General features: G+C 71.7%; 16 protein-coding genes. 7 read left to right on the forward strand and 9 right to left on the reverse strand.

What is annotated here, in order from left to right:
• Nucleotides 1–4: 4 nt before the first annotated feature.
• Together KZ829_RS15630 and KZ829_RS15635 are read left to right on the forward strand one after the other, a co-directional pair.
• Nucleotides 5–1690: a tetratricopeptide repeat protein gene (locus KZ829_RS15630; protein WP_220144618.1), complete on the forward strand. Its 1686-nt coding sequence runs from the start codon at nucleotides 5–7 to the stop codon at nucleotides 1688–1690.
• 155 nt (nucleotides 1691–1845) lie between these two features.
• Nucleotides 1846–2502: a class I SAM-dependent methyltransferase gene (locus KZ829_RS15635; protein WP_308285501.1), complete on the forward strand. Its 657-nt coding sequence runs from the start codon at nucleotides 1846–1848 to the stop codon at nucleotides 2500–2502.
• Between the two features lie 53 nt (nucleotides 2503–2555).
• On the opposite strand, the gene KZ829_RS15640 is transcribed toward KZ829_RS15635, so the two are convergent.
• From KZ829_RS15640 to KZ829_RS15650, 3 genes are read right to left on the reverse strand one after another with little or no spacing between them, the layout of a single operon-like run.
• Nucleotides 2556–3470 carry a pectate lyase family protein gene (locus tag KZ829_RS15640; RefSeq protein ID WP_220144620.1) on the reverse strand — a complete coding sequence of 305 codons (915 nt, stop codon included), beginning with the start codon at nucleotides 3468–3470 and terminating at the stop codon, nucleotides 2556–2558.
• Complete coding sequence (locus KZ829_RS15645) at nucleotides 3470–4387, reverse strand: pectate lyase family protein (protein WP_220144621.1); 918 nt, start codon at nucleotides 4385–4387, stop codon at nucleotides 3470–3472. The genes KZ829_RS15640 and KZ829_RS15645 overlap by 1 nt, the downstream gene beginning before the upstream one ends.
• The gene (locus KZ829_RS15650) at nucleotides 4387–5937 is read right to left on the reverse strand and encodes a pectate lyase family protein (protein WP_220144622.1); all 1551 of its coding nucleotides are present in this window, start codon (nucleotides 5935–5937) and stop codon (nucleotides 4387–4389) included. Before KZ829_RS15650 ends, KZ829_RS15645 begins: the two co-directional genes overlap by 1 nt.
• Nucleotides 5938–6221: 284 nt before the next feature.
• Here KZ829_RS15650 and KZ829_RS15655 point away from each other — a divergent pair, with 284 nt between their 5' ends.
• Nucleotides 6222–7415, forward strand: a complete 1194-nt coding sequence (locus KZ829_RS15655; protein ID WP_220144623.1) for a right-handed parallel beta-helix repeat-containing protein — start codon at nucleotides 6222–6224, stop codon at nucleotides 7413–7415.
• Nucleotides 7416–7710: 295 nt separating this feature from the next.
• Nucleotides 7711–8859, forward strand: a complete 1149-nt coding sequence (locus KZ829_RS15660) for a hypothetical protein (RefSeq protein WP_220144624.1) — start codon at nucleotides 7711–7713, stop codon at nucleotides 8857–8859.
• On the opposite strand, the gene KZ829_RS44515 is transcribed toward KZ829_RS15660, so the two are convergent.
• The 5 genes from KZ829_RS44515 to KZ829_RS15685 all read right to left on the reverse strand — a co-directional run bounded on the left by KZ829_RS44515 (nucleotide 8799) and on the right by KZ829_RS15685 (nucleotide 18081).
• Nucleotides 8799–10022: an EAL domain-containing protein gene (locus KZ829_RS44515; RefSeq protein ID WP_220144625.1), complete on the reverse strand. Its 1224-nt coding sequence runs from the start codon at nucleotides 10020–10022 to the stop codon at nucleotides 8799–8801. The genes KZ829_RS15660 and KZ829_RS44515 overlap by 61 nt on opposite strands.
• 62 nt (nucleotides 10023–10084) lie before the next feature.
• A complete protein-coding gene (locus tag KZ829_RS15670) occupies nucleotides 10085–10939 on the reverse strand; it encodes a hypothetical protein (protein WP_220144626.1) in 855 nt (284 codons plus the stop codon).
• 2 nt (nucleotides 10940–10941) lie between these two features.
• Entirely contained in the window at nucleotides 10942–12117 is a 1176-nt protein-coding gene (locus tag KZ829_RS15675) for a hypothetical protein (RefSeq protein ID WP_220144627.1), read from the reverse strand.
• A 32-nt stretch (nucleotides 12118–12149) separates the two neighbouring features.
• Nucleotides 12150–15545: an Hsp70 family protein gene (locus KZ829_RS15680; RefSeq protein WP_220144628.1), complete on the reverse strand. Its 3396-nt coding sequence runs from the start codon at nucleotides 15543–15545 to the stop codon at nucleotides 12150–12152.
• Nucleotides 15538–18081 carry a P-loop NTPase family protein gene (locus KZ829_RS15685; protein ID WP_220144629.1) on the reverse strand — a complete coding sequence of 848 codons (2544 nt, stop codon included), beginning with the start codon at nucleotides 18079–18081 and terminating at the stop codon, nucleotides 15538–15540. Before KZ829_RS15685 ends, KZ829_RS15680 begins: the two co-directional genes overlap by 8 nt.
• Nucleotides 18082–18322: 241 nt before the next feature.
• On the opposite strand from KZ829_RS15685, the gene KZ829_RS15690 reads away from it, so the two are divergent.
• The 3 genes from KZ829_RS15690 to KZ829_RS15700 are packed head-to-tail and all read left to right on the forward strand — an operon-like array spanning nucleotide 18323 to nucleotide 21347.
• Nucleotides 18323–19780 (forward strand): hypothetical protein, encoded by a 1458-nt coding sequence (locus KZ829_RS15690; RefSeq protein ID WP_220144630.1) that lies wholly within the window; start codon nucleotides 18323–18325, stop codon nucleotides 19778–19780.
• Nucleotides 19777–20892 (forward strand): cytochrome c-type biogenesis protein, encoded by a 1116-nt coding sequence (locus KZ829_RS44520; protein WP_220144631.1) that lies wholly within the window; start codon nucleotides 19777–19779, stop codon nucleotides 20890–20892. Before KZ829_RS15690 ends, KZ829_RS44520 begins: the two co-directional genes overlap by 4 nt.
• Nucleotides 20889–21347, forward strand: coding sequence for a hypothetical protein (locus tag KZ829_RS15700; RefSeq protein WP_220144632.1), 459 nt, complete (start codon nucleotides 20889–20891; stop codon nucleotides 21345–21347). The genes KZ829_RS44520 and KZ829_RS15700 overlap by 4 nt, the downstream gene beginning before the upstream one ends.
• A gap of 14 nt (nucleotides 21348–21361) precedes the next feature.
• Here the strand turns inward: KZ829_RS15700 and KZ829_RS15705 are convergent, their stop codons facing one another.
• Nucleotides 21362–22384, reverse strand: coding sequence for an NYN domain-containing protein (locus KZ829_RS15705; protein ID WP_220144633.1), 1023 nt, complete (start codon nucleotides 22382–22384; stop codon nucleotides 21362–21364).
• Between the last annotated feature and the right edge of the window lie 3 nt (nucleotides 22385–22387).

The raw sequence follows: 22387 nt of genomic DNA on the forward strand, positions 1-22387 counted from the left end.
CGCCATGCCGACCGCGTCCGAGCAGGCCATCGCCCTGGCCGGGACGATCGCGGCCCGGATCGGCGCCTACCGCCGGTCCGGGGACGCCGCCGCCGTGCTGGCCCCGGAGGCGGTCGAGGAGGTCCGGCGGCTGTGGCTCGCCACCGTCTACGCCGCCCTGTGGGAGGGCGGTGGCGGGCCCGCCGAGTGGGAGCTGCTGGCCCTGTCCGGATGGCTGCACTGGTGCCGCCATCTGGCCGGCCCGTCGCCGGCCGACGACCATGCGGCCGCGCTCGACCACTTCTCCGAGCTGCTGCTGCACCGGCAGGGCGACGAGATCGTGCCGGAGCGGGCGCGCCGCGACATCGACGAGATCCCCCGCGAGCGGTGGGACGGCGCCGCGGCCCGGGTCGACCGCATCGGCGACACGCCCGAGCTCGAACGGATCGATTTCGAGCTCCCGCTGCTGCGGGACCGGCTGGCGCGAACCCCGGACGCGGACTTCGCCACCCATGACCTGCTCACCGGCCGGCTGCGTGAGCGGTTCGAGCTCAGTGGCGACATCCGGTTCCTCAACGAGGCGATCGACCTGAAACGCGACGTGCTGGAACGGCTGCCCCGGCGCCGCCGTCGTCTGGCCCACGGCATCGTTCTGTCCGGTCTGGGCACCATGCTGACGATCCGGTTCGGCCACCTCGGCGAACTTTACGACGTGGACGAGGCGATCGAGGTCCTCCGGCGATCGCTCACCGCGCTGCGGCGCCGCGACCCGGCACGGCCCACGACCCTGTCGGCGCTCGGAGTGGCGTTGCGGGGCCGGTACGACCGCGTGCGGAACCCCGCGGATCTCGACGCGGCGGTCGACGCCTGCCGGGCCGCGACCGTGATCCCGGGCGGTGCGGGCACGACCCTGCTGGGCCGGGCCGAGCTGCTCAGCAACCTCGGCGTGGTCCTCCAGATCCGCTTCGAGGCGCACCGGCGGCTGCCGGACCTCACCGAGGCGATCGAGGCGCTGCGGGAGGCGATCACGCTGCTGCCGCCGGACGATCCGGAACTTCCCGGGTATGTTTCCAACCTCGGCCTCGCGCTGTGTCACCGGTTCGACGCCACCGGCGCGGCCGAAGATCTCGACGAGGCGGTGCGCCTGTTCGAGGCGGCCGTCGACGGCACCCCGGACGGGCACCCCGACCGGGTCATGTACCTGTCGAATCTCAGCGGCACACTGCAATCCCGCCACGCGCTGTCGAACCGGCCGCTGGACGGCCGACGGGCCCGCGACACGGCGTACGAGGGTGTCGCGGTGCGGTCGTCCCCGGTCGCCGAACGGGTGAAGGCGGCACATCACTGGGGCCGCAGCGCCGCGGCGATGGCCGACTGGGCGGACGCCGCCGACGGGTTCGCGGCCGCCGTCGACCTGCTGCCGCTGCTGGCCTGGCGTGGCCTGAACCGGACCAGCCGCGAATTGCTGCTGCTCGACTGGCGGCACCTGACCGACAACGCGGCGGCCTGCGCCTGCGCGGCCGGCGACCCGGCACGTGCGCTGTGCCTGCTGGAGGTGGGCCGGGCGGTCCTGTGGACACAACAGCTCGACACCCGGACCGACCTCACCGCGGTGCGGGCCGCCGACCCTGCCCTGGCCGACCGCCTCCTGACCGTCGCGAACGGCATGGAGGCCCCCGGCCTGGCCGTCGGCACGGGACTGTCCGGATAGCGGCTGCTGGCCCGGCTGGTGCTCAGTGCTGTCTCGACGCCCGCGAGACAGCACTGACGGCCAGCCGAGCAAGATCGACCACAGCGCGAACGGCCGCCGGAGAGCGGACACGTCCTCGGCATGCGGCTGGGGCCGCCGGTGCGATGATGCCGGGCGTGACGGACTCAATGGACTATCGCGGTGTGGAGCGGGCCTACAACACGGTCGCGGACGCGTACGCCGACTATTTTCCGGACACCAGCGCCGAACATGCGCTCGATCTGGCGATGGTCGACGCCTTCGCCGCCGCGGTGATCGCCGGCGGTGAGCCGCGGATTCTCGACGCGGGGTGCGGCTCGGGTCGGCTGAGCCGGTATCTGGTCGGCCGCGGCATTCTGGCCGAGGGTGTCGACCTCTCCCCCGGCATGATCGCCCGGGCCCGCAAGGAGAGCCCCGAGCTGGCCTTCTCGGTGGCGTCACTGACCGGGCTGCCGTTCCCGGACGACGCGTTCCCCGGCGTCATGCTGTGGTATTCGATCATCCACACGCCGCCGGCCGGCCAGGACCGGATCTTCGCCGAGGCGGCGCGGGTGCTGCGGCCGGGCGGGCACCTGCTCGTCGGCTTCCAGCACGGCCTGGGCAGCCGCGACGTCGGCGAGATCTACCGCGGCATGGGCTACGACGTCGACTTGGAGCGCTACAACTACACGGCCGACGAGGTGGCGGCGCGGGCGGAGACGGTCGGCCTGCGCGAGGTGGCCCGCATGGTCCGGCAGCCGCGCCCCGGGGAACGCGACGGCCAGTCGTCGGTCCTGTTCCAGGCGCCCGCCTGATTCGCCGGGCGGCGAGGCTGCCGCGGCCTCGCCGCCCGGCCGGCGGACGGATCTCAGATCCGGCCGGCTCCCGCGCCCGCCTGGACCAGCGACGGCACCGCCGAGGCCGGATCCAGGGTGTACGAGTAGTAGGTACGCGGCTCCACCACGGTCCCGCCGGCCTGGCAGGTGCCGGAGGCGGTGAAGATGTTGGCCCGCTGGACCAGGCGGCCCGGGCCGCTGTCGGCGTAACCGCCGGTGGAGTAGCACGGGTACGGCACCGCGCTGAAGTAGTTGGCCTCCACGACCACGCCGGCGTTCATCGTGGACGCGACCCCGTACAGCTCGTTGCCGTCGAAGTAGTTGTTGTAGACGTGCACCGGTTCGCCGAAGCGCACCCGTGGATGCCGCTGCCGCGACCCGTCGAACCAGTTGTGGTGGATGGTCACCTTGAGATGGCCGACGTCGGTGCCGGACGCCCCGTCGGAGTGGCCGATCAGCATGCTCTTGTCGGTGCCGGCGAAGTGGTTCCACGACACGGTGACGTAGTCGGCGCCGCGCACGATGTCGATCGACCCGTCGACCGGCCGGACGAACGTGTTGTGGTCGATCCACACGTGGTGTGACTGTTGACCCACATTGATCGCGTCGTCCTCGGCGTCGACGAACGTCAGGTTGCGAATGATGACGTTGTACGACCGGTACATGTCGAACCCGCCGCCGGTGATCGTCGCGTTCGTGCCGAGGCCGACGATCGTCTTGTTGGGGCGTACCCCCTGTTTGCTGGTGATGGCGATCGTGCCGGACACCTGGATGATCAGCGGGCCCACCGTGTCGATGGCCTCGAGCAGTTCGTCGGTGGTGTCGACGGTGACGGTGGCCCCGCCCACCCCGCCGGTGGTCCCGGCGGCGAACCCGTCCGCGGCCGCGGCGGGCGCCGCCACGAACAGGGTCGACGAGAACAGCAGCGCTGACAGGATTCCGTGCATCACAGCCTCCCCACCCCGGCGCCGGCTGTGACCAGCGACGGCACCGACGACGCCGGATCGAGCGTGTACGAGTAGAACGTCGACGGTTCGGAGACTGACCCGCCCGCCTCGCAGGTGCCGGAGTTCACGAACGCGTTGCCGCGCTGCACCAGCCGCCCCGGGGCACTTTCGGCGTAACCACCGGTGGAATGACACGGGTAGGGCACGTTCTCGAAGTAGTTGCCCTCCGCTACCACACCGGCGTTCTCGGTGGACGCGATGCCGTACAGCCCGATGTTGTCGTAGTAGTTGTTGTAGACGTGCACCGGCTCACCGAAGCGCACCCGCGGATGCCGCTGGTTGGAGCCCTCGAACCAGTTGTGGTGGTAGGTGACCCGCAGATATCCGACATCAGCGGTGTACGTGTCGGAGTGCCCCAGCAGCATCGTCTTGTCGGTGCCGAGGAACCGGTTCCAGGAGACGGTCACGTTGGTGGACTGCCGCTTGATGTCGAGCGATCCGTCGTAGCCGGGCAGGAACTCGTTGTGGTCGATCCACACGTGGTGCGCCTTGTTCGTGACACTGATCGAGTCGTCCGAGGCGTTGCCGAACCGGATGTTGCGGATGATCACGTTGTTGCCGGGCCGGGTGGTGGTGCCCAGTTGCAGGCCGCCGCCGGTGATCTCGGCGGTGGATCCGACGCCGAGGATGCTCTTGTTCGCAACGACCGTGATCATGCCGCCCGCCGAGATCCGGCCAGCGACCATGATCGTGTACGGCGTGTTCGCGCCCGCGTAACGGGCGAGGTCGGCAGAGTTGGTGACGGTGACCGTGGGCCCGGCCGCGCCTCCGGTGGTCCCGGTGGCGAAACCGTCCGCGGTGGACGTCGAGAGGAAGGGGCCGGGCCAGACCAACATGAGGGCAAGCAGCGTGTGCATCACAGCCTCCCCACGCCCGCGCCGGCGGTGACGATCGCCTTCACCTGGTTCGGGTCGTCCAGCGTGTAGCCGTAGTAACCGGACGGCTCCTGCACGGTGCCGCTGCAATCGGGTGCGCCGGACTCCCCCACGAACACGTTGTTGCGGGCCACACAGCGGCCGGACGGCCCGGCGTACGTGTTGGTGACCGGCTCCTCGACGTCCTCGAAGTAGTTGCCCTCGACCACGCACCCGGCGGTGTTCTGGCAGGCCACCCCGGTGTCGGTGTTGTAGAAGTAGTAGTTGTTGTAGACGTGCACCGGCTCTCCGAAGCGGACCCGCGGGTTGCGCTGCGGGGTCGCGTCGAACCAGTTGTGGTGGTAGGTGACCTTGAGCCGCCCGGTGTCCTGCGCGCCGTTCGCGTCGTCGTGGCCGAGCAGCATGTTCTTGGTGTGGTGGTGGGTGTGGTTCCACGACACCGTCACCAGCGACGACCCGCGCTTGATGTCGATCAGCCCGTCGTAGCCCTGGGCCAGATCGTTGTGGTCGATCCATACGTGATGGGAGTACATCTGTACGTTGATCGAGTCGTCACTGGCATTGCGGAACGTCAGGTTCTGGACGATCACGTTGTGCACCGCGTCGGCGGGCGGCGAGGTGACGTCCGAAACCGGGAGGCCGATGTTGAATCCGCCACCGGTGACGCCCGCGGTGGCGCCGACGCCGACGATCGACTTGTCGCTGCTCACGTCGTACATGCCGGCGGGCAGCGTGATCGTGCCGGCGACGCAGACGGTGAGCGGGCCGGGCGTGGCGATCGAGGAGAGCAGCTCGGCGGCGGTGTCGACCTGGACGGTCGGGCCGCCCGCGCCACCGGTGGTGCCGGCCGCGAAGCCGGTCGCCGCGCCGGTGACGGCGCATCCGCCGGGCGGCGGCGGGGTGGTCGGTGACGGCGAGGTGGGCGACGGGCCGGGGCCCGGCGCGGCGGTGTCGACCGCGACATCATCGAAAACCGCGGCGGCGTACGACGTGACGAGCCCGATCCTGCCCCGCGCGAACGTGCTGTCGGCGGCCCGGACCACGGCGGTCCCGTCGACGTAGCCGGTGAGCGCGCTGCCCCGCACGTCGAGCGCGAGGGTCCGCCACGTCCCGGCGCTGCCGCCGACGACCGCGGTGGCGAGGGTGGTGGCCGTGCCGCCGGACACCCGTTGCAACTGGGCCGCGCCGCCGGCGATCACGAGGGTGTAGTACTGGCTGGTGGACTGGGCGCGGGCGGCCACCCCGGCGGAGGTGCCGGGGCCGATCTGCTTGACCCGTGCCCGCACCGAGTAGTCGGTCCAGGTGGTGGTTCCGGCCAGCGCGCGGGCGCTGGTGCCGGTGCTGGTCTGCTGGTAGGCGGGTGTGCCGTCGGTGACGATCGACCAGGCGCCGCCGTTGCGGCTCCAGCCGTCGGCGTTGCCGTCGTCGAAATCGTCGGTGAACAGGGCGTCGGCCCGGGCGGGGCCGCCGATCACCGCGCTGGCGAGCACGGTGATCGCGGCGCCGCCCACGAGCCATCCGATCTTGCGCATGGCTACTCCCGGGGGAACGGGGACGGGTAGCGGAAACAGCGTCGAGGGGATGTGGACGGTCGCATCGGGGAATGTGACCGTCCGCGGCTGTGAAACCTCCGCGAAACCTTGTGGCCGACCCTAAAATCGCGCATCCGAGGCCGTCAATGCTTTCCGTTTGCAGGAATGTTGCAGTCGCACCCACTGCGAACCATGACGGATTGACCCACCTCGAACCCTGCTGTAGGTTCCCGGCGGGAAAGCGCATTCCCCCACGTCGGCGCGTTCCCGCAAAGGAGATCCCCATGAAATCCCGGAATGTGCTGGCCACGGCTGTCGCGGGCATCGCGGTAACCACCGGAATCATCACCGGAATCCCGTCGGCATCGGCGGCCACCACCACGCTCTACGTGGCGACGAACGGCAGCGACAGCAACGCCGGCACCCTGTCCGCGCCGCTCGCCACCATTCAGAAAGCGATAAGTCTGGTCCCGGCCGGCGGCACCGTCTCGGTCCGCGGCGGCACCTACACGCTGACCACCAACATCCAGATCACCAAGAGCGGTACGGCAAGCGCGCCCTACACCCTCACCGCGTACGGCAGCGAACGCGTGATCATCGACGGCGAGGCCCTCGGCTACACCCCGGGCGCGGTCGGCTCCACCATCCCCAGCACGCAGCGCGGCGCCATCCACATGGAGGCGTCGTACTGGAAGCTCGTCCGCCTGGAAATCGCCAACGGGCCGTACGGGCTCTACTGCGCCGGCTGCAACAACAACACGTTCGACCGCCTGGTGACCCGGAGCAACTACGAGACCGGCTTCCAGTTGCAGGGGTCCTCGGCGAACAACCTGATCCTGAACCTGGACAGCTACGGCAACCGGGACCCGCGCAAGAACGGCGAGAGCGCCGACGGCCTCGGCATCAAGGAGGGCACCGGCACCGGCAACGTGGTCCGCGGCGCCCGGCTGTGGAACAACGTCGACGACGGCTTCGACGCGTGGCTCTTCACCTCGCCGATCACGATCCAGAACAGCGTGGCGTACGGCAACGGCTACAACCGCTGGAGCATCCCCAACTTCTCCGGCGACGGCAACGGCTTCAAGCTGGGCGGCAGCAGCGGCACCGGCCCGGCGGCCGCGCACACGGTCGGCAACACGTTCTCGTTCAGCAACGCGGCGCACGGCTTCACCGACAACGGCAACACCGGCGCCATCGTGATCAACCGCAGCACCGCCTGGAAGAACGTGAAGACCGGCTTCGACGTGGACGGCGGCTCCACCTCGAAACTGACCGCCGACCTGGCCGTCGGCAACGCCACCGCGGTCGCCCTCGGCTCGTCCACCGCCTCCGGCAACTCGTGGAACATCGGCGGCACGTGGACCCTGCTCAGCACCGACCAGTCGGTGATCACCGGGGCACGCGCCGCCGACGGCTCCATTCCGTCGTCCAGCTTCCTGGTCCCGGCCAACGGCTCCGCCGTCGGCGCCAAGATCTAGACGGGATTCAGGCGAGGCCCATCGCCGGCGCCATCAGCCGGGTGACGTCCGGGTCGGCGAGCAGCGAAGCGGGATCGCACCAGTCGCCGATCGCCTTCCGGGCCGGGGGGGGGGCGGGGCCGGCGGGGGGGGGGCGCCCCCCCGCGGGCCACCCACCCCCACCCCGCCGCCCTCGCGCCCCCGCCCCCCCCCCCCCTGTCCGGGCGCCCCCCCCCCCGCCCAGTTTCTCCGAAGAGCCTCACATCACCCTCTGGGGCGGATGAGGTGACCACGACCTGCGGGTACGGTCGGACACATGCCCAAGGACCCGTCGCGCACCTGGCCGCGATCGTCCGCGTGGCTCACCCACATGCGCCGGCTGACATCGCTCGTGTTGAGCCTGTCCCCGCTCTTCCTGGTGGCCGGCCGTCGCCTCCGCCGGTCGCTGTCAAGCATCCCCGCGCGTCTGACCGCGCTCCACCGGAGCGCTGAGGGGCGGCTGGCGGAAGTGCCGGCCGCGACTGGCCGCCGGGCGCGACGGCATCTGCGTCTGTCCCTGTCGCACATGGCCGCGTTGCCGGCAACGGCCCGCCGCCGGGCGCAGCGGCATCTCCGCCGTCTGCCGGCCCGGACCCTGGCGGCCCGCGCCCGGGTCGCCCGCCGCCTGCGGCTGTTCCTGCCCCGGATTCCCGGCCTGCTGGTGGCGACCGCTCAGGACGCGTGGCGACGACTCCACCTGCTGCTGGCCCGGATCCCGACGGTGCGCCGCCGCCGGGACGCTCTCGCCCGGTGGCACGCCGAGGCGATCGAGGCCCAGCGCTACGCCGTCGAGGTGCTGGTCGCGGCCACCCGCGCCGCCGAGGCCGCCGAGCGCTGGCGGGAGCACTGGCGGCAGACCGATCAGGCCGCCACCGAGGCCTGGCAGAGCTGGCAGGACGCCGAAGAGCGGCTGGCGCGGGTCCGCGCGGCGACCGCGTTCCGGACACCGCGCACCCGGCGGACCGTTGCCGAGTTCGCCGACCGCGCCCGTTTCCTGCACCGCGCCGCCGCGGCCGCCGTCGAGCGCGGTGACCTGCCCGCCACGGTGCTGGCCGATCTGGCCGCGGGCGAGGGCGGCTGGAATCCGAAGCTGCACCCGGTCGATCAGGAGCTGGTCCTGGGCCGGGCGATCGCCGCCGTCCGTAACCAGCTGTACCGGTGGGCCGCCGCCACCGAGGCGACGGCCTGGCACGATGCCCAGCTCGCCGTCGCCGCCAGGGACAGCCTGCGCCGCGAGGCGAACGCCGCGGCCGTCCGCGCCGAGGCCCGGCGCCACCACCTCCGGCCGGCCGGAGGACCGTCCCGGTCGGCGATGGCGCCGGCCTGGTCGTCCTGGCATCACGGCTGGGCGACGGCCGGGGAGCATCAGCGGGTGAGGCGTCCCACCATCGCGTGGGCGGCCGCGGTCACCAGAGCCCGGTCGTAACTGACGACGAACTCGAACTGCCGGTCCTCGTCCGGCCCGCTCTCCCCCAGGTCACGGGCGATCAGCGCGGCCGAGATGTGCGCGCCCAGCACCACGACGGTCCATTCGTCGACCAGCGGATCCCGGGGGTGCAGGCCGGCGCCGCGCACCCCGGGCGCCGGCTCCGGCGGCATGTCCACGCCGAGCACGGCGACGAACGGCAGCCGGGCCGCCAGGTCGCTGAACCGGCGCATCGTCGACGGCCCGAAGAACCGCACGTGCTCGAAGGCCGCCAGCAGCACCGGCGGCACGGCGCTCTGCAGCGCCATCAGTTCCAGCGTCTTCGACAGCGGCACGAGCAGGTGCTTCGGCGCGTGCCGGATCCGCCGGGCGGCGCCGACCAGCTGGTACGGCGACTTCTGCAACGCCGTGCCGATCGGCCGGGGCCTGAACCGTTCGGGCTGGAACGTCGAGGGCGGGAAACGGCGCTCGCCCCGGCTCCACAGCCAGCCCTGCCCCATGGTGGCCCCGAGCACGAGCGCCCGGGTGAGGTCTTCCGGCGTTTCGATACCCTCGGCGACGACCTCGGCTCCGGCCTCCTCGGCGTACGCCCGGACCGCCCCGGCGACGGCGACGGTGGCCGGATCGTTGATCGTCCGCAGCAGTTTGAGGTCGAGCTTGACCACTCTCGGCCGCACGATCGGAATGAAGGCGAGCGACTCCGGATGCACACCGACGTCGTCGAGGGCGATGGCGCAGCCCGCGGCCCGCAGCCGCTCGGCCGCGGTCAGCACCCCGGCGAGGTCCTCGAACAGCGCCCGCTCGGTGATCTCGACGACCATCTGCACATGGTCGGCCCGCTCGCCGAGCGCGTCGAGGATGACGTCGAGCCGCTCGGTCAGGGTGCTCGGCTCCAGGTTGACGAAGAGCGTCACCGGCCGCCCGCCGGACATCCGCGCGGCGTCCCGCAGCGAGGCTAGCAGCGAGGCCCGCTCCAGTTCGGCGAGCTGCCCGGCGGCCCGGGCCGCTTCCAGAAGCGCCAACGGCGGCGTCCCCCCGGGGCCACGCATCAGCGCCTCGAACGCCAGCACCGCCCCGGTGTCGAGGTCCACGAACGGCTGATAGACGCAGTGCACGTCGAGGCGGGCGCCGACCGTGACCGGACCGGTCGGTATCGGGCTCACCTATCACCCATCGGCACATCGACCGCCCGGTTGAGTGGCAGGCCGGACCGCCGGCGGTGCGGTCACACGGCGGTCAAACGCCGGTCGGCCGCGTCCAGCAGGACGAGCGTGCCGCGGGCCAGCAGGCGGGTCTCGCGCTCGCGGGCGTATCCGGGGTCGAGCACCCGGGCCGGGTCGAGGGCCGCTCCGGTGACAGCCGTCCGGGTGTCGCCGTCGAGGATCGTGTGGCACCAGTGCCGCAGATCGGTGACCGTACGAGCCAGACGGCACCCGACCGCGTCCACGGCCGCCCGCTCGGCATCCCGCAGCCAGCCGCCGAGCGCCCGCTCCAGCAGGCCGGCGAGACCGGTGCCGGCACGGGTGCCGACCTCGGCGATGGCCCGATCCGGAACGCGCTCCCCCAGCAGCAGACCGCGCCGGACCGATCGGGCGACCCAGTCCCGCCGGTTGCTCGCCGTCGACCGGCAGTCCTCGATGCCGTCGACCACGACGGTCAGCCGGTGCGGGCCGACGACCTCCAGGGCCAGAGCCGTCCACGGCGCCAGCGGCGCGATCCCCGCGCCCGGGGAGGACACGACGTCCGTGTACCGGACCACGGCCAGTACCACGTCCGCGTCGAGGATCGCGGCCCGTACGCGCCCGGAACCGGCCATGTCGTCCAGCGGCGGCGCCACCATGACGCCGAACTCCGGCCGGACCGCGGTGCCGGCCGTGCCGTCCCGCAACGCGGCCGCCACCGGTTCGCCGTCGTCGGCGTCACGGCAGAGCAGGACCACCCGCGGATCCGGCGGACGGCCGTCCCGCAACGCCGTGATGTCCCCGGCCAGGCGCTCCGGAAGCACACCGCGGGTGACCGCGGCGGGCAGCGACATGACGAAGCCCGCCGTGGCCGCCCACCGGTCGAGGTGTGGCCGCACGCTCACTCCGGCAGGTAGATGACACGTCCCGGACTGATACCGGGCGCCCGGCCGGGGAACCGCAGAATCCAGACAACCTTGCCCCGGAGCCCGGCCTCGTCGCGGACCCATCCGGATTCGGCGAGGGCGATGTTCTTGTCCTCCTGCAACGTCTTGCGGACCCCGCTGAACGCCATCCCCGGGCGCATCGACATGCTGTAGCGGCTCGCCATCTGGTGCCGGGCCAGCACCGAGTCGCGGATGTCGTTCAGTATCAACGACCACCAGCTGTCCTCATGTGGCAGCGGCCGCGGCACCAGCCCACGGATCAGCTCGTCGAGCCAGATGAGCCCGTCCAGCTCCTGAGCCGATCCGGGCTCGTGGACGAGGATGTTGTCGATCTGCTGGCCCATCGTGGTGCGGTAGATCCCCGCGCTCTGCGGATCGGCGCGTTCCATCACCGACGTCATCAGGCGCCGATCACCGATCCACACCGCGGGATCGTTCGCGGCCAGCCAGGCGAACCGGCGCGCGATGGGCAGCAGATCCCCGAGGCGGTCGGCCGCCCCGGGCCGGTGTTCCAGGGCCAGCTCCGGGCCGCCGCCGTCATATCCGGGCAGCACCGGCAGGTACGGGTCGTACTCGACGGGCAGGTCCACATGGGCCGCCGCGATCTCCCGTGCCTGCTGCCGAACGGCTTTCGCCTCCTCCTCGGGCAGGCGGATCAGGAGGAGGTGGATTCGTTTCCACAGGTCGGCGATCGGATCCTCGGCCGGGCCGGCACCGAGATACCCGGTGTAGGCGGCAGCCGGTTCGGTGGACGTCAGCTCCCGCCACAGCGACTCCAGCTCGTCCCGGAAGGGATCGGCCGACGGTGGGCGGCTCTCCCGTACCCCCGTGTCCAGATCCTCGGTGGTCACCTGATCCTCGGCGTCCTGCGGCTCGGGTTCGGCCACCTCGGCCACGACGGCCGCCCGCACCGGTTCGGGCGCCTGCGGCTCGCGGGCACGTTTGAGCAGCGAGTCCAGCGCCTGCCACGCCTCGTCCACCCGCGCGGGCCGGTCCCGCTCGTGCGTCACACCGGTCAGCCACTTCAGCAGCTCCACCAGGTGACGCCGCAGCGCCTCGGTGTGCTCGCTCTCCGGAGACCGGAGGATGGCGAGCAGTGCCTCGTCCAATCGCGGTCCCTCGTCGCTCATCGGCACACCCTTGTTCCCCTCATGCCGGCACCTCAGTGTTTCCCGCTGAACGGGTCCCAGTTGTCACGCAGCTCCACTTCGCTGCGGTCCATGTCGGTCGAGAACACCGCGCCCGGCGTCCGTTCGACATCGTGCAGCTTCGCCGCCTTCCAGTACCGCGGCGAACCCCGGTGCAGGCTGAGCCGCCCGCGGACGTCGAGCGTGACCCGGTAACGGGCCGAGGCGGCGTCCCGGGGACCGTTCGCGCTCAGCGGTCCCAGCGGTATGTCACTCCCGTCCGGCCGGCGCAGATGGAAGAAGTAGTCGCCGTTCTCCTGTGGGGAGGGCAGCAGCTCGGACAGCCACCCGTGCACCGCCGGGCTGTCCAGCTCGTCCACCTCGTGCAGCAGCAGCGGGAACCGCTCGGTCACCGGGGTGGCCGGGTCCCACGGCTCGAAGACCGGGCGCCGGCCGTCCACGGTGTCGACGACCAGCGTGTACGGGATCGACCGCAGCCGCATCTCCGTTTCGTCCCACTGGTCACGCAGGTCCCCGCGCAGCTCCAGACCGCCGCTCACCAGGTAGTGCGGGTCGCCCTGGCAGATGTTCACCCGGGGGCTCAGGTTCTGGTCGACCTCAAGCTGCATCGAGACCAGCGACTCACGCCCGATGCTGGGCTTGGCGAGCCAGATCGCCGGGTCCGGTGAGAAGTTCTCCTTCTCCTCGGCGTACGTCTCGAACCGGAACACACCCCATTGGATCGAGGCCAGGTCGTCGATCGGCCGGTGCACGTCGAAGAGTGGCACGAGCGGTCGCCACGCGGACCGTACGCCCACCGTGTTCTCGGTCAGCTCGGCCATCCGGACGCCGCCCTCGATCAGCTCGACGCGGTTCACACCCAGGGTGAACTGCGTGAAGCTGCACGGCAGGGTGTGGAAGAGGTTCTCCACGTCGATGCTCATCAGGGTACGGCCGGCGGCCAGTTCCGACCGCTCCTGCTTCTGCCCACCGATACGCTGACCGAGCGAGTGCCCCCAGCAGGCGCCGATCGCGGCCGCCTGCTTGGCGTAGGTCGCCTCGACCGTCAGCGCCGCCGGGTTCCAGCGGAGCCGGTCGTCGGACTCGGCGCCCGGCAGGTCCTCGACCACCACCTGCTGGAGCAGCTCCATCTTGCTGGTCTGCCCGGAGAGCATGACACGGTCGAGGCGCTCCTCCGGGTCGTCGCCGAGCGTGGTGCGGGCCAGCCAGCGGGCCAGGGCCACCGCCTGGGACAGCACCGGCCGGGCCAGCGCCACGAAGTCGGCCCGGGCTAGCCGGATGCCCTTCGCCGGCAGCAGCGACGCCAGATTGTTGCGGTTCTGCTGGTCGATCGGGTTGAGCACCGACTGCAACTGTTCGCGGCTGATCCGGTGGTGTTCCTTGCCGTCCGGTCCGGGGTCCGCCCCCAGCTGGATCTTCGCCGCCTCGGCGAGTTCCCACAGCTGCTGGAAGGCCAGCTTGGCCGCCTCCGGGGTGTCCGGGCCGGGCGGATAGTGGGTGGGCAGGATCTCCCGGAGCACGTCGATCAGCTCGGCCGGCACCGGATCGTTCACGCCCGCGTGTGCGACCCGGACGCCGAGCGGCCCGTCCGTGCCCAGGTCCGGCAGCAGTGAGTCGACCGTGTCCCGCAGCCGCGCCCGGGCCTCCTCGTGGTCGCTTCCGGTGACCAGCGCGTCGACGATGCAGGCCTTGATCCAGTAGAAGACCCGCAGCGTCAGGTAGTCGCCGCCGAGCTGCGCGTGCCCGGTCGAGTTGATCACCTCGGGCCGGATCACGTAGTAGCGGCCCTGCACGGCCGGGTCCACGCCGTCGATCGGCTCGGTCTGGTCGATCAGCGTCAGCCGGATCAGGGCGATGTCGGTGGTGCCCGCGCCGATGTCGAGCACCAGCATGTTCTGCCGCCACGTCGGCGGGTCGTCGGCGACCCGCCGGGACCGGGCCCGCAGCGTCTCGGCGCCGAACTCCCGGCGGTTGCCGCCGAAGTCGCACATCAGGAAGAAGAGGCCGGCGGCAACCCCTTCGTCGTACGACGTGACGACGGTGGTGACGTCCAGACAATGCTTGACGAGCGACCGCAACCGGGTACGGGCGAACGGCGGCGTGGTGGTCGGATAGGTGACGACCACCGTGTCCATCATCTTCGGCAGGCCCTCGCGATCACGGTGGGCGAACGCCTCGGTGTCCTGGACGAGATGCAGGTACACGTGGGCGATCAGGTCGTCGGTCGTCGCCTCCCGCTCGTCCGCCCCGGTCATCCCGGTGAGCTCCTCCCGTTTGAGGAGCTTGCTCTTGAGCCGCTGGCGGGTGTTGGGGCCGGTGGTGGCGCCGAGCTCGATCTCGATCGGGTTGTCCCGCACGACGCGGAACCGGCTCGCGATCTCCTTGGTGGTCACCTGCGCCCGGGTGAACTCGACCTGCTGTAACTGGTAGTCGGCCAGCGGCGGCACCCGGAACGCCTGGTCGTAGGCGCCGAGCAGCCGTGGGGCGAGCCACCGTCTCAGCTCGGGCTCGGCGGCGACGAGCGCGTTCTCGAACGCGACGCAGACGGCGTCGAACAGGCGCTCCGCGGCGTTCGGCGCACCGTTCTGGCGCCGGCCGCGCCCGGCCAGCTGGTCCGCGAGAGCCGCCGCGCCGCCCGCCGCCACCTCCGGCGCCACGGTGCCGACCTCCTTGAGCAGCCCGGCCAGCGTCACCGACCAGGCCTGGCCCAGATGCTGCGGCGGCTTCCCGGTGAGCAGGCCGGCGAGCTGCCCGCGCAGGGTGGCGAGCTGCCCCTCGTCCAGGCCGGTGATCACGTTGCCGCGGCTGTCGAAGAGCGTGACCGTCGACGCCGACGTGCCGAAGTCCACGGCCGCGAAACCGCTGTACGCCGGCTCGGTGGCCCGGCGGTGGCGCAACGGGCCGGGCAGTCCGAGCCGGCGCGACTCGGGGTCGCCGCGGCGGCCACGACCGGTCTCCGGCCGCACTCCGCGCGGCGCGAACTCCAGCTTGACGTGTTCCCGGCCGGTGGCCGGCGCTCCGGTCCGGTCGGTGTACTCGAGCCGCCAGGTCACCATCACCTCGGCGTACTCGCCGTTCTTCGTGGCCAGGGTGTGGTCCAGCAGGTCGGCCTGGAGGCTGCGGCGGTGGCTGATCTCCTGCCGGCCGGCCACCCACTCGGTGTTGCGGGCGCCCGCGTCCCAGGCCGTGTGCAGCGCCCGCCGCAGCTCGCCGTAGTCGGTCTCGTCGTAGGCGACGCCCGCGATCCGCGCCTCCCGCACCGGCAGCGTCGGCATGCCGGGTTCGACCATCAGCACCACGTCGGGCAGAGGGTAGCGGCCCTCGTACTCGAAGAGCCGGAACTTCTGGGCGCCGACCGATTGCACGTACGGGTCGGGGCTGGCCGCCTGTGAGCCGGGCTCCTCAAACACCAGGTTGATCATCGCGTTCCCTCCACTGCCGAAGCAGACTCCTCAGCGGCGACTCGGACCGGTCCGGCTCCGCGGCGTCCTCCTCCTGCCCGGCCGGACGGTCGACCGGGAACATCCGGCGGATCTCGTCACGGGTGAGCATCTGCTCACTGACGACGGCGAGGTCGTCGCGCCGCAGCTCGTAGAACGCCTCGATCTGACGGACGAGCTCGGCGGTGACCACGCTGACCACGGCGTTGTCCAGCTCGCGCCGCTGCCGGAAGAGGTAGAGCTGATGGCGCACCATCTGCTGCTGGCGGTCGCCGGCCTTCTCCGGCACCGAGACGTTCCACGGCAGCGCCCGCTCCCGCTCCGCCGGGAAGCCGTACTCCACCGCGGCCGCGGCCTCGCCGTCGACCGCCTCGGCCTCGGTCGGCGCCGGGATGACGAACCACTCCAGGTCGGCGAGCAGACCGAGCCCCTGCATACGCGTCTCGACGGTGTCGGCGTCCCCGGTCAGGCGCAGCAGACCCGTACGCAGAAGGTCTTGAATGTCGTCGTCGTTGATCCTCAGCCGCAGCTCGGAGGTCTCCGCGCTCTGTTCCTCGACCCACACCCGCACCGCCTCGGCGAAGGCGCGCCGTCCCGCGTGGATGTACCGGCCGCACGTCTCCAGGTACGGCTCCCGGAAGGCGCCGGTCGAGTCGTAACGGGCCCGCGGCGCCGTGGGGAACCTGGCCCGCAGACCACCCGCGGGCCCCTGGGCGGCCGGCGCGTCCTTGCGGATCAGGCCGCCGTCGGCGCGCTGGAGCACGGTCCGCCACGCCTCCCACGAGGCGACCGCGGTGGTGGCGTCGTTCTGCACCGCCTCGATCAGCGGCTCGCCGGCGGCCATGCCGACGGTCAGCGGATCCCGGAAGTCGCCCAGCGCCCGGAACAGCGCCTCGTGCCGGCGCCGCATGTCGTCGGTGAGCTCCAGCAGCTTCGCCCGCGCCTGCTCCATGGCGTTCGCGCCCCGGGGCAGGTCATGGTGCGGCAACAGCCGGCAGAGCCGTTCCAGCGCCTCCCGCAGCCGGGCGTGCTGCCGCTTCATGGTGCTCAGCTTGTTGGCCACGCCGTGCTCGGTCGCGTGGCGTTCGATCAACCGGCGCAGGTGGTCGAAGCCGCCGTCGGCCACGAACCCCTCGATCGTCGAGACCCATGGGCTGTCCGGCTCGGCCTCCACCAGCCGCCGGGCCACGGATCGCCACCGGACCAGGACCTCCGGCACCCCGGCGCGGGCGGTGGCCAGCTTGGCCGCCTCCTGACCGGTGAACGAGGTGGGGATGCCACGCTTCTCGATGGCCACCACCGACGAGGTGAGCACGATCCGCTCGTCCCGCTTGTCGACCAGCAGCAGGGCTCCGTTGTAGAGGTCGTTGTACTGCTGCGACGCGCCACGCAGCCGCTCCAGCGTGATCGGGCCGGACGGCGGCAGGTCCGGCTCGTTCACCCGGTCGAACGCGTTGCCCACCGCCAGGATCGACTCCCGCAGCTCGGTTCGCGGACGGCCGTGCTCCTCCAGCATGGTGTAGAACTTGTCCGGTACGTCGGTGCCGGCCTTGCCGCTGTCGTACACCGTGATGATCGTGTGAATGTCGCGGAGCACGCTGCGGGAGAGGAACTCGTCGCGTTTCGCCGACCGCCGGGCGGTCAGCCCCGGGAAGTCGAGCAGCAGCACCTCGTTGTCGCCGCGCAGCCCGTCCAGCGGCCAGAAATCCGGGTCGACCAGGACCCGGTACTCGACCCGGCGGATCAGCGAGAACGACCGTTGCAACTGGGCACTGTCGGTCTGGATGCCGTTCAGGGTCAGCGCCGGCAGCCCCGGCCGTCTCGGGAACTCGTCGAGGTCGGGCGCCTCGTCACCCAGGTCCAGCGCCGCGCGGACGATCGCATGGCTGACGCTGACCTGGGCCTTCAGGAGATCACGGCCGGCCAGATGGCCGTCGCGCATGGCCGCCAGCTCCACCGCGATCTTGCGGACCTCGAGGTTGCCGATCGCCTCGGCGTCGGGGCCCGGCCAGATGTGCCGGCGGCACCAGGCGTCGAAACGGTCCCAGCCGTCGGCCACCGGGTCGTAGCCGGCGAGCTGCTCGAGCGCCTCGACCCGGTGCACCTGGCGCAGCGCGGCGGCCAGCTCCGAGAGCATGTACTCGACGCAGCGGCTCAGCTCGGGCTCGGAGAGGAAGCGGACCGTCGCGTCACCGTCGATCGCGGTACGCGTACCGGGCTCCGCCGGGCGCAGGTAGAGCGCGGTCACGTTGCCGGTGGTCGCCCGCTGCTCGACCGGCAACAGGTCGGGGCGCCCCAGCAACGTACCGATGAGCATGGATTTGCCGACGCTGAACTCCCCGACGACGCCGATCGCGATCGGGTCCTGGGCCTGCTGTATCAGGTCGTTCGCGTGCTGTTCCAGTTCCTGGCGCCATTTGAGGAGGGCGGCGTTGTCGTCGAATGGCTCCGCGTTGAGAGCCGTGATCACGGCTCTCGCGTCCCGGAGCAGTTCTGTAACGGACACGATCGATTGCGCTCCTCACAGTGAGGCGGGCGGCGTGGACCGATGCTCCCGTAGCGTTCGATGAACCGACAACCATCCGATCCGGTGATGCGCACCCGCCACATCGGTCTGTCTACAATCGCCGTCCAGCCGCCGCAGGCGCGCCGCGGGTTCGGGAAGACCCACCGATTCGCGGTAGTGGCACTGGTCGCGCGACTGGAAATCTCGACGCATCCAAGATGGACGACCGTATCGGTGGACTATGACCGCGGCTTCGCCTCCGACCACCTCGCACGCCTCATCCGCCGGGTCCGGCCGGAGATCCGGCAGCGCCCTCGCCGATGAGCTGACCACCCTCGCGGAACGGACGCCCGAACTGCATCCGATCCGTGCTGACCTGCTCGAACTCGCCAACGCGCTGCGATCGGCCGAACCCGACGGCGGGTGGGCCGACCTCGACGTGGTCGGCATCTACGCACGCCCCGAGTCGATCGGCACCTCGCCGGGCCGGTCCCGGTCGTGGCGGTCGGCGCTGGAGGAGGCCCCCGCGCTGCTGGTCTTCTTCCCGGTGCTGGTCACCTGGCTCGGCCTGGCCGCCGCGACCGTCGCCTACGGGCGGATGCTCGCCGACCCGGCCGGCCGCGAACTCGCCGAAGGGCGCAGCTTCCTCCAGCTCTGGCAGGAGGGCTTCGCCGGCCGGCTCCCGTCGATCCTCAGCTTCGGGCACGCCGCGATGCTGGCGCTCGCGGTGATCGGCCTGCTCATCGTGGTCACGCTCGGCTCGGTCATGGTCCGGCGCGGCGACGAGGCCCGCCAGGCGCGCCGCACCACCGAGGTCGGCAGCCGGCTCCGGTCGATCCTGGTGCGCTGCCAGATCGAGCTCAACCGGCGGAGGCTCGCCTCACCGGCCCGGTTCGCGGCCGAACTCTCCCAGGCCGCGCATCTTCTGGGGGAGCTTCTCACCCGTACGAGTGAGGCCCAGCGGGACACGGCGAATCTGGCACAGCACAACAGTCACGCCGCCGAACGTCTCGCCGTCTCCATCGACAGCCTGCGCGAGGCGGTCGGCACCCTCGACCGGACCGGCGCCGAGGTACGCGAGGCGACCACCGTCCTCCAGTCCGCGACCGCCGTGCTCCGCGACGACCTGACCGTGCGCGCCTCGGCCGCCGCGGAGCGTTTGGACAGTGCCAGCGAACAGGCGGCCGCCCAGGTCAGGGCGTTGCAGGCGGGCGCCCAGGCGACCCTGCGGGACGCGTCCGCCCGGATCGATCGTGCGCTCGGCGACGTGGCCGACCGGATCGACGCGAGCACGAGCGCCCTGCGCGCCGCCGGCGACGAGTACGCCCGCACGATCAGCGACGCCGCGCGCCGCGCCTCGGTGGAGATCGGTGAGTTCTACGGCGAGGCGGTGGCGACCGCCGCGGTCAGCCTGGCCGGGCGGATGGCCGAGATCGGCGCCGGGCTCAACGACGCCGTCGCGACGGCGCGGGCGAGCGCGGAACGCGACGCGGAGGCGGTCCGCTCGGTACAGGACGCCTATGCCGGCCTCACCGCCACGATGGCCGAGGCCGCCACCGCCACCCAGGCCACGGTGATCCGGCTGACCAGCATCCGTACCGCCCCGACGCCGCGCCGGAGCCGGCCGGTCACCGGGATACCCGTCCGCCGCCGCGGCCGGGCGCGGGCCGCCGAGCCAACCTCTCAGGAGTCGCCGTGAACGGGCAGGTTCTACTGGTCGTCGTGCTGTCGCTGGCCTGCCTCGCCCTGCTGGGCTGGGCCCTGGTCCTGCGCCGCCGTCCGCCCGAGGTCCGCACCGTGACGAAGGAGATCGTCCGGATCAAGGAGGTGCCCGTCGTCCAGATCAAGGAGGTGATCAAAGAGGTCGAGGTGATCAAAGAGGTGGTCAAGGAGGTGCCGGTGCCCGTCTACACGTCGGCCGCCATCGTCTCCGAGCCCGAGATCGCCCTCGGCCCCAACGAGTACCTCACCGAACCCCAGGCTCTGCCCGACGTTCCCGACGCGGTGCACGACACCGTCTTCGACGGCGCCCGGTTCGGCGGTGTCGTGGTGCGCGCCGCCTCGATCCGCGGCGATCTGGCCCGCCGCGACGCCCGGCTGCGCCGGCAGAGCACGGCGATCGCGCTGCTCAGCCGTTTCGGCCCGCCGGTCCTGCTCTCGGTCGTCGCCGCCGGCGACCCGCGGGGCGCCCGCTCGCAGGTGGGAGCCGCCCAGGTGTGCCGAAGCGTCCAGGTCAAGATCTCCGACCGGGCGTACGGCATCGACACCGCCTGGACCGCGGTCCAGCAGGGTGACACCGCGGCCGGCGCCGAGCTGACCGAGCTGCTGCGCGAGGTCGCTCTCGCGCTACGGGACTCGCTGACCCTCACCGCGCAGGGCCGCAACCAGCCGGAATCCGCCGTCGCCACCGAACTGACCTGTGTCCTCTCCCGGCTCGGCGACATGCGGGACCGGCCACACCTCGCCTTCGGCGTCGGCGCCTCGCCGGTCCTGCGGGTCACCGCCGGCACGGGTTTCGAGGAGGTGTTCCGGCCGGCCACCGCGGTGGGTGATGTTCCCCGGCTGCCCCAGCGCCATGACCTCGTCTCCTGGCAGACGTTCACGACCGCGCCCGGCGAGACCGTCATCGCCTGCACCGCGGGCACGGCCGAATACCTGCGCCGGGATCAGGTCCGCGAACGCCTCGCCGAGCTGTGGTCCGACGACGAGCCGCCCGGGCCGGCCGCGTTCCTCTCCCAGCTCGGCGCGGGCCACCAGGCCTATCCGGACGACCGGACCGCGGTGGCCGTCTGGAACGGCGCGGGCGCTTGAAACTCTCCCCCGGTGTGCTGGCCGGCTGGATCTTCGCGGATCTGATGGCCGCGTTCCTGGTGATCGCCATGGGTTCACAGATCCCCACTCCGCCGGTGACGAAGGCCGCGCCCGGGTCGTCCGCGCCGGCCCCGGCCGGCCGGAAACCCGCACCGGCGCGGAGCGCGCCACTCGGCCTCGAGCTCGAACCCGTCGAGATCGACCTGCCGGACACCTCCAGCGTGGCGGCGATCCGCCGGACGATCCGGCAGGAGGCCCCACAGCTCGCCGGGCGCCGCGCCGGCATGGTCCTGACCTTCGGCCGCGGCGGCCCGGCGACCGGCAAGGCGGTGGCCGCGGGCGTCAACGGCAAGCTGCCGGGGGTGGACCCGAAACTCTTCGGCGGCGCCGTGTACCGGAATTTCCACACCACCGGCGGGATCACCAACATCGAGATCTACCTGTACCCGCCGTGACGGGCCGGCCGTCCCTATTCCTGGACGGATGTGAGCAGGTAGTCGTCGGCTTCGGGGCTCCAGGCGAGGTCGATGGCGCCGGCCGTGGCGGCGGCCTTGGCGAACTGGAGGAAGCTGCGGTAGCCGAGCTTCTTCTCGCTGAAGTCGGGGGCGACCTTGCGCACCCGGTTCTTGAGCCCGGAGAGGGCGACCGGCCCGGCGTCGGTGACCACCGCCTTGAGCAGGATGAACGCCGCCTCGCGGTCGCCGTGTTCGGGCAGCGAGACCTCCGGGTCGCCCTTGGCCTGGCCGTCGCCCAGCTCGACGACGTTGCGGCCGGCGAGGTGGCGCAGCAGTTCGCCGAAGGCGCGGAAGCCGTAGTCGGCCTCGCTGAACGTCGGGTCCTTGCGCAGCAGGGTGCGTTTGAGGGTGGAGGCGGTGACCGTGCCGCTGGCGCTGTGCTGGAGGCCGGAGACGGTCTGGGCGACCAGGGTGGCCAGTGATTCCGGGTCGCGGGCGGGGGCGCCGACGACGGTTTCCGGGACCGCGGCGGGTTTCTTGGGGGCGGGCGCCGCCGGGATCTCGACGCCTTCGAGGCGGTCGTAGAAGAGGAACTCGTCGCAGGCGGGCGGCAGCAGCGCCGAGGTGGTGCGCTCGACGCCGACGCCGATCACCCGCTTGTTGAGTTCGCGCAGTTTGTGGACGAGCGGGGTGAAGTCGCTGTCGCCGGTGCAGAGGACGAACGTGGAGATGTAGGCACGTTCGAAGGCGAGTTCCAGGGCGTCGACGACCATCTTGATGTCGGCGGCGTTCTTGCGGGAGGCGCCCATCTTCTGCGGGATGTCGATGAGCTCGACGTGCGAGCGGGTCAGCAGGCGGCGGTCCTCGTCGAAGTAGGACCAGTCGGCGTACGCCCGGCGCACCACCACCCGGCCGCGTTCGGCCAGGGCGTCGGTGACCGGCCGCAGGTCGAAGGTCATGCCGCCGAGGTGGTCGCGGGCGCCGATCGCCAGGTTCTCGTAGTCCAGGAACAGGGCGATGCGTTCTTCTTGGTCCACACC

Source organism: Actinoplanes hulinensis (genome assembly GCF_019429605.1).
In the GTDB taxonomy this organism is placed as follows: domain Bacteria; phylum Actinomycetota; class Actinomycetes; order Mycobacteriales; family Micromonosporaceae; genus Actinoplanes; species Actinoplanes campanulatus.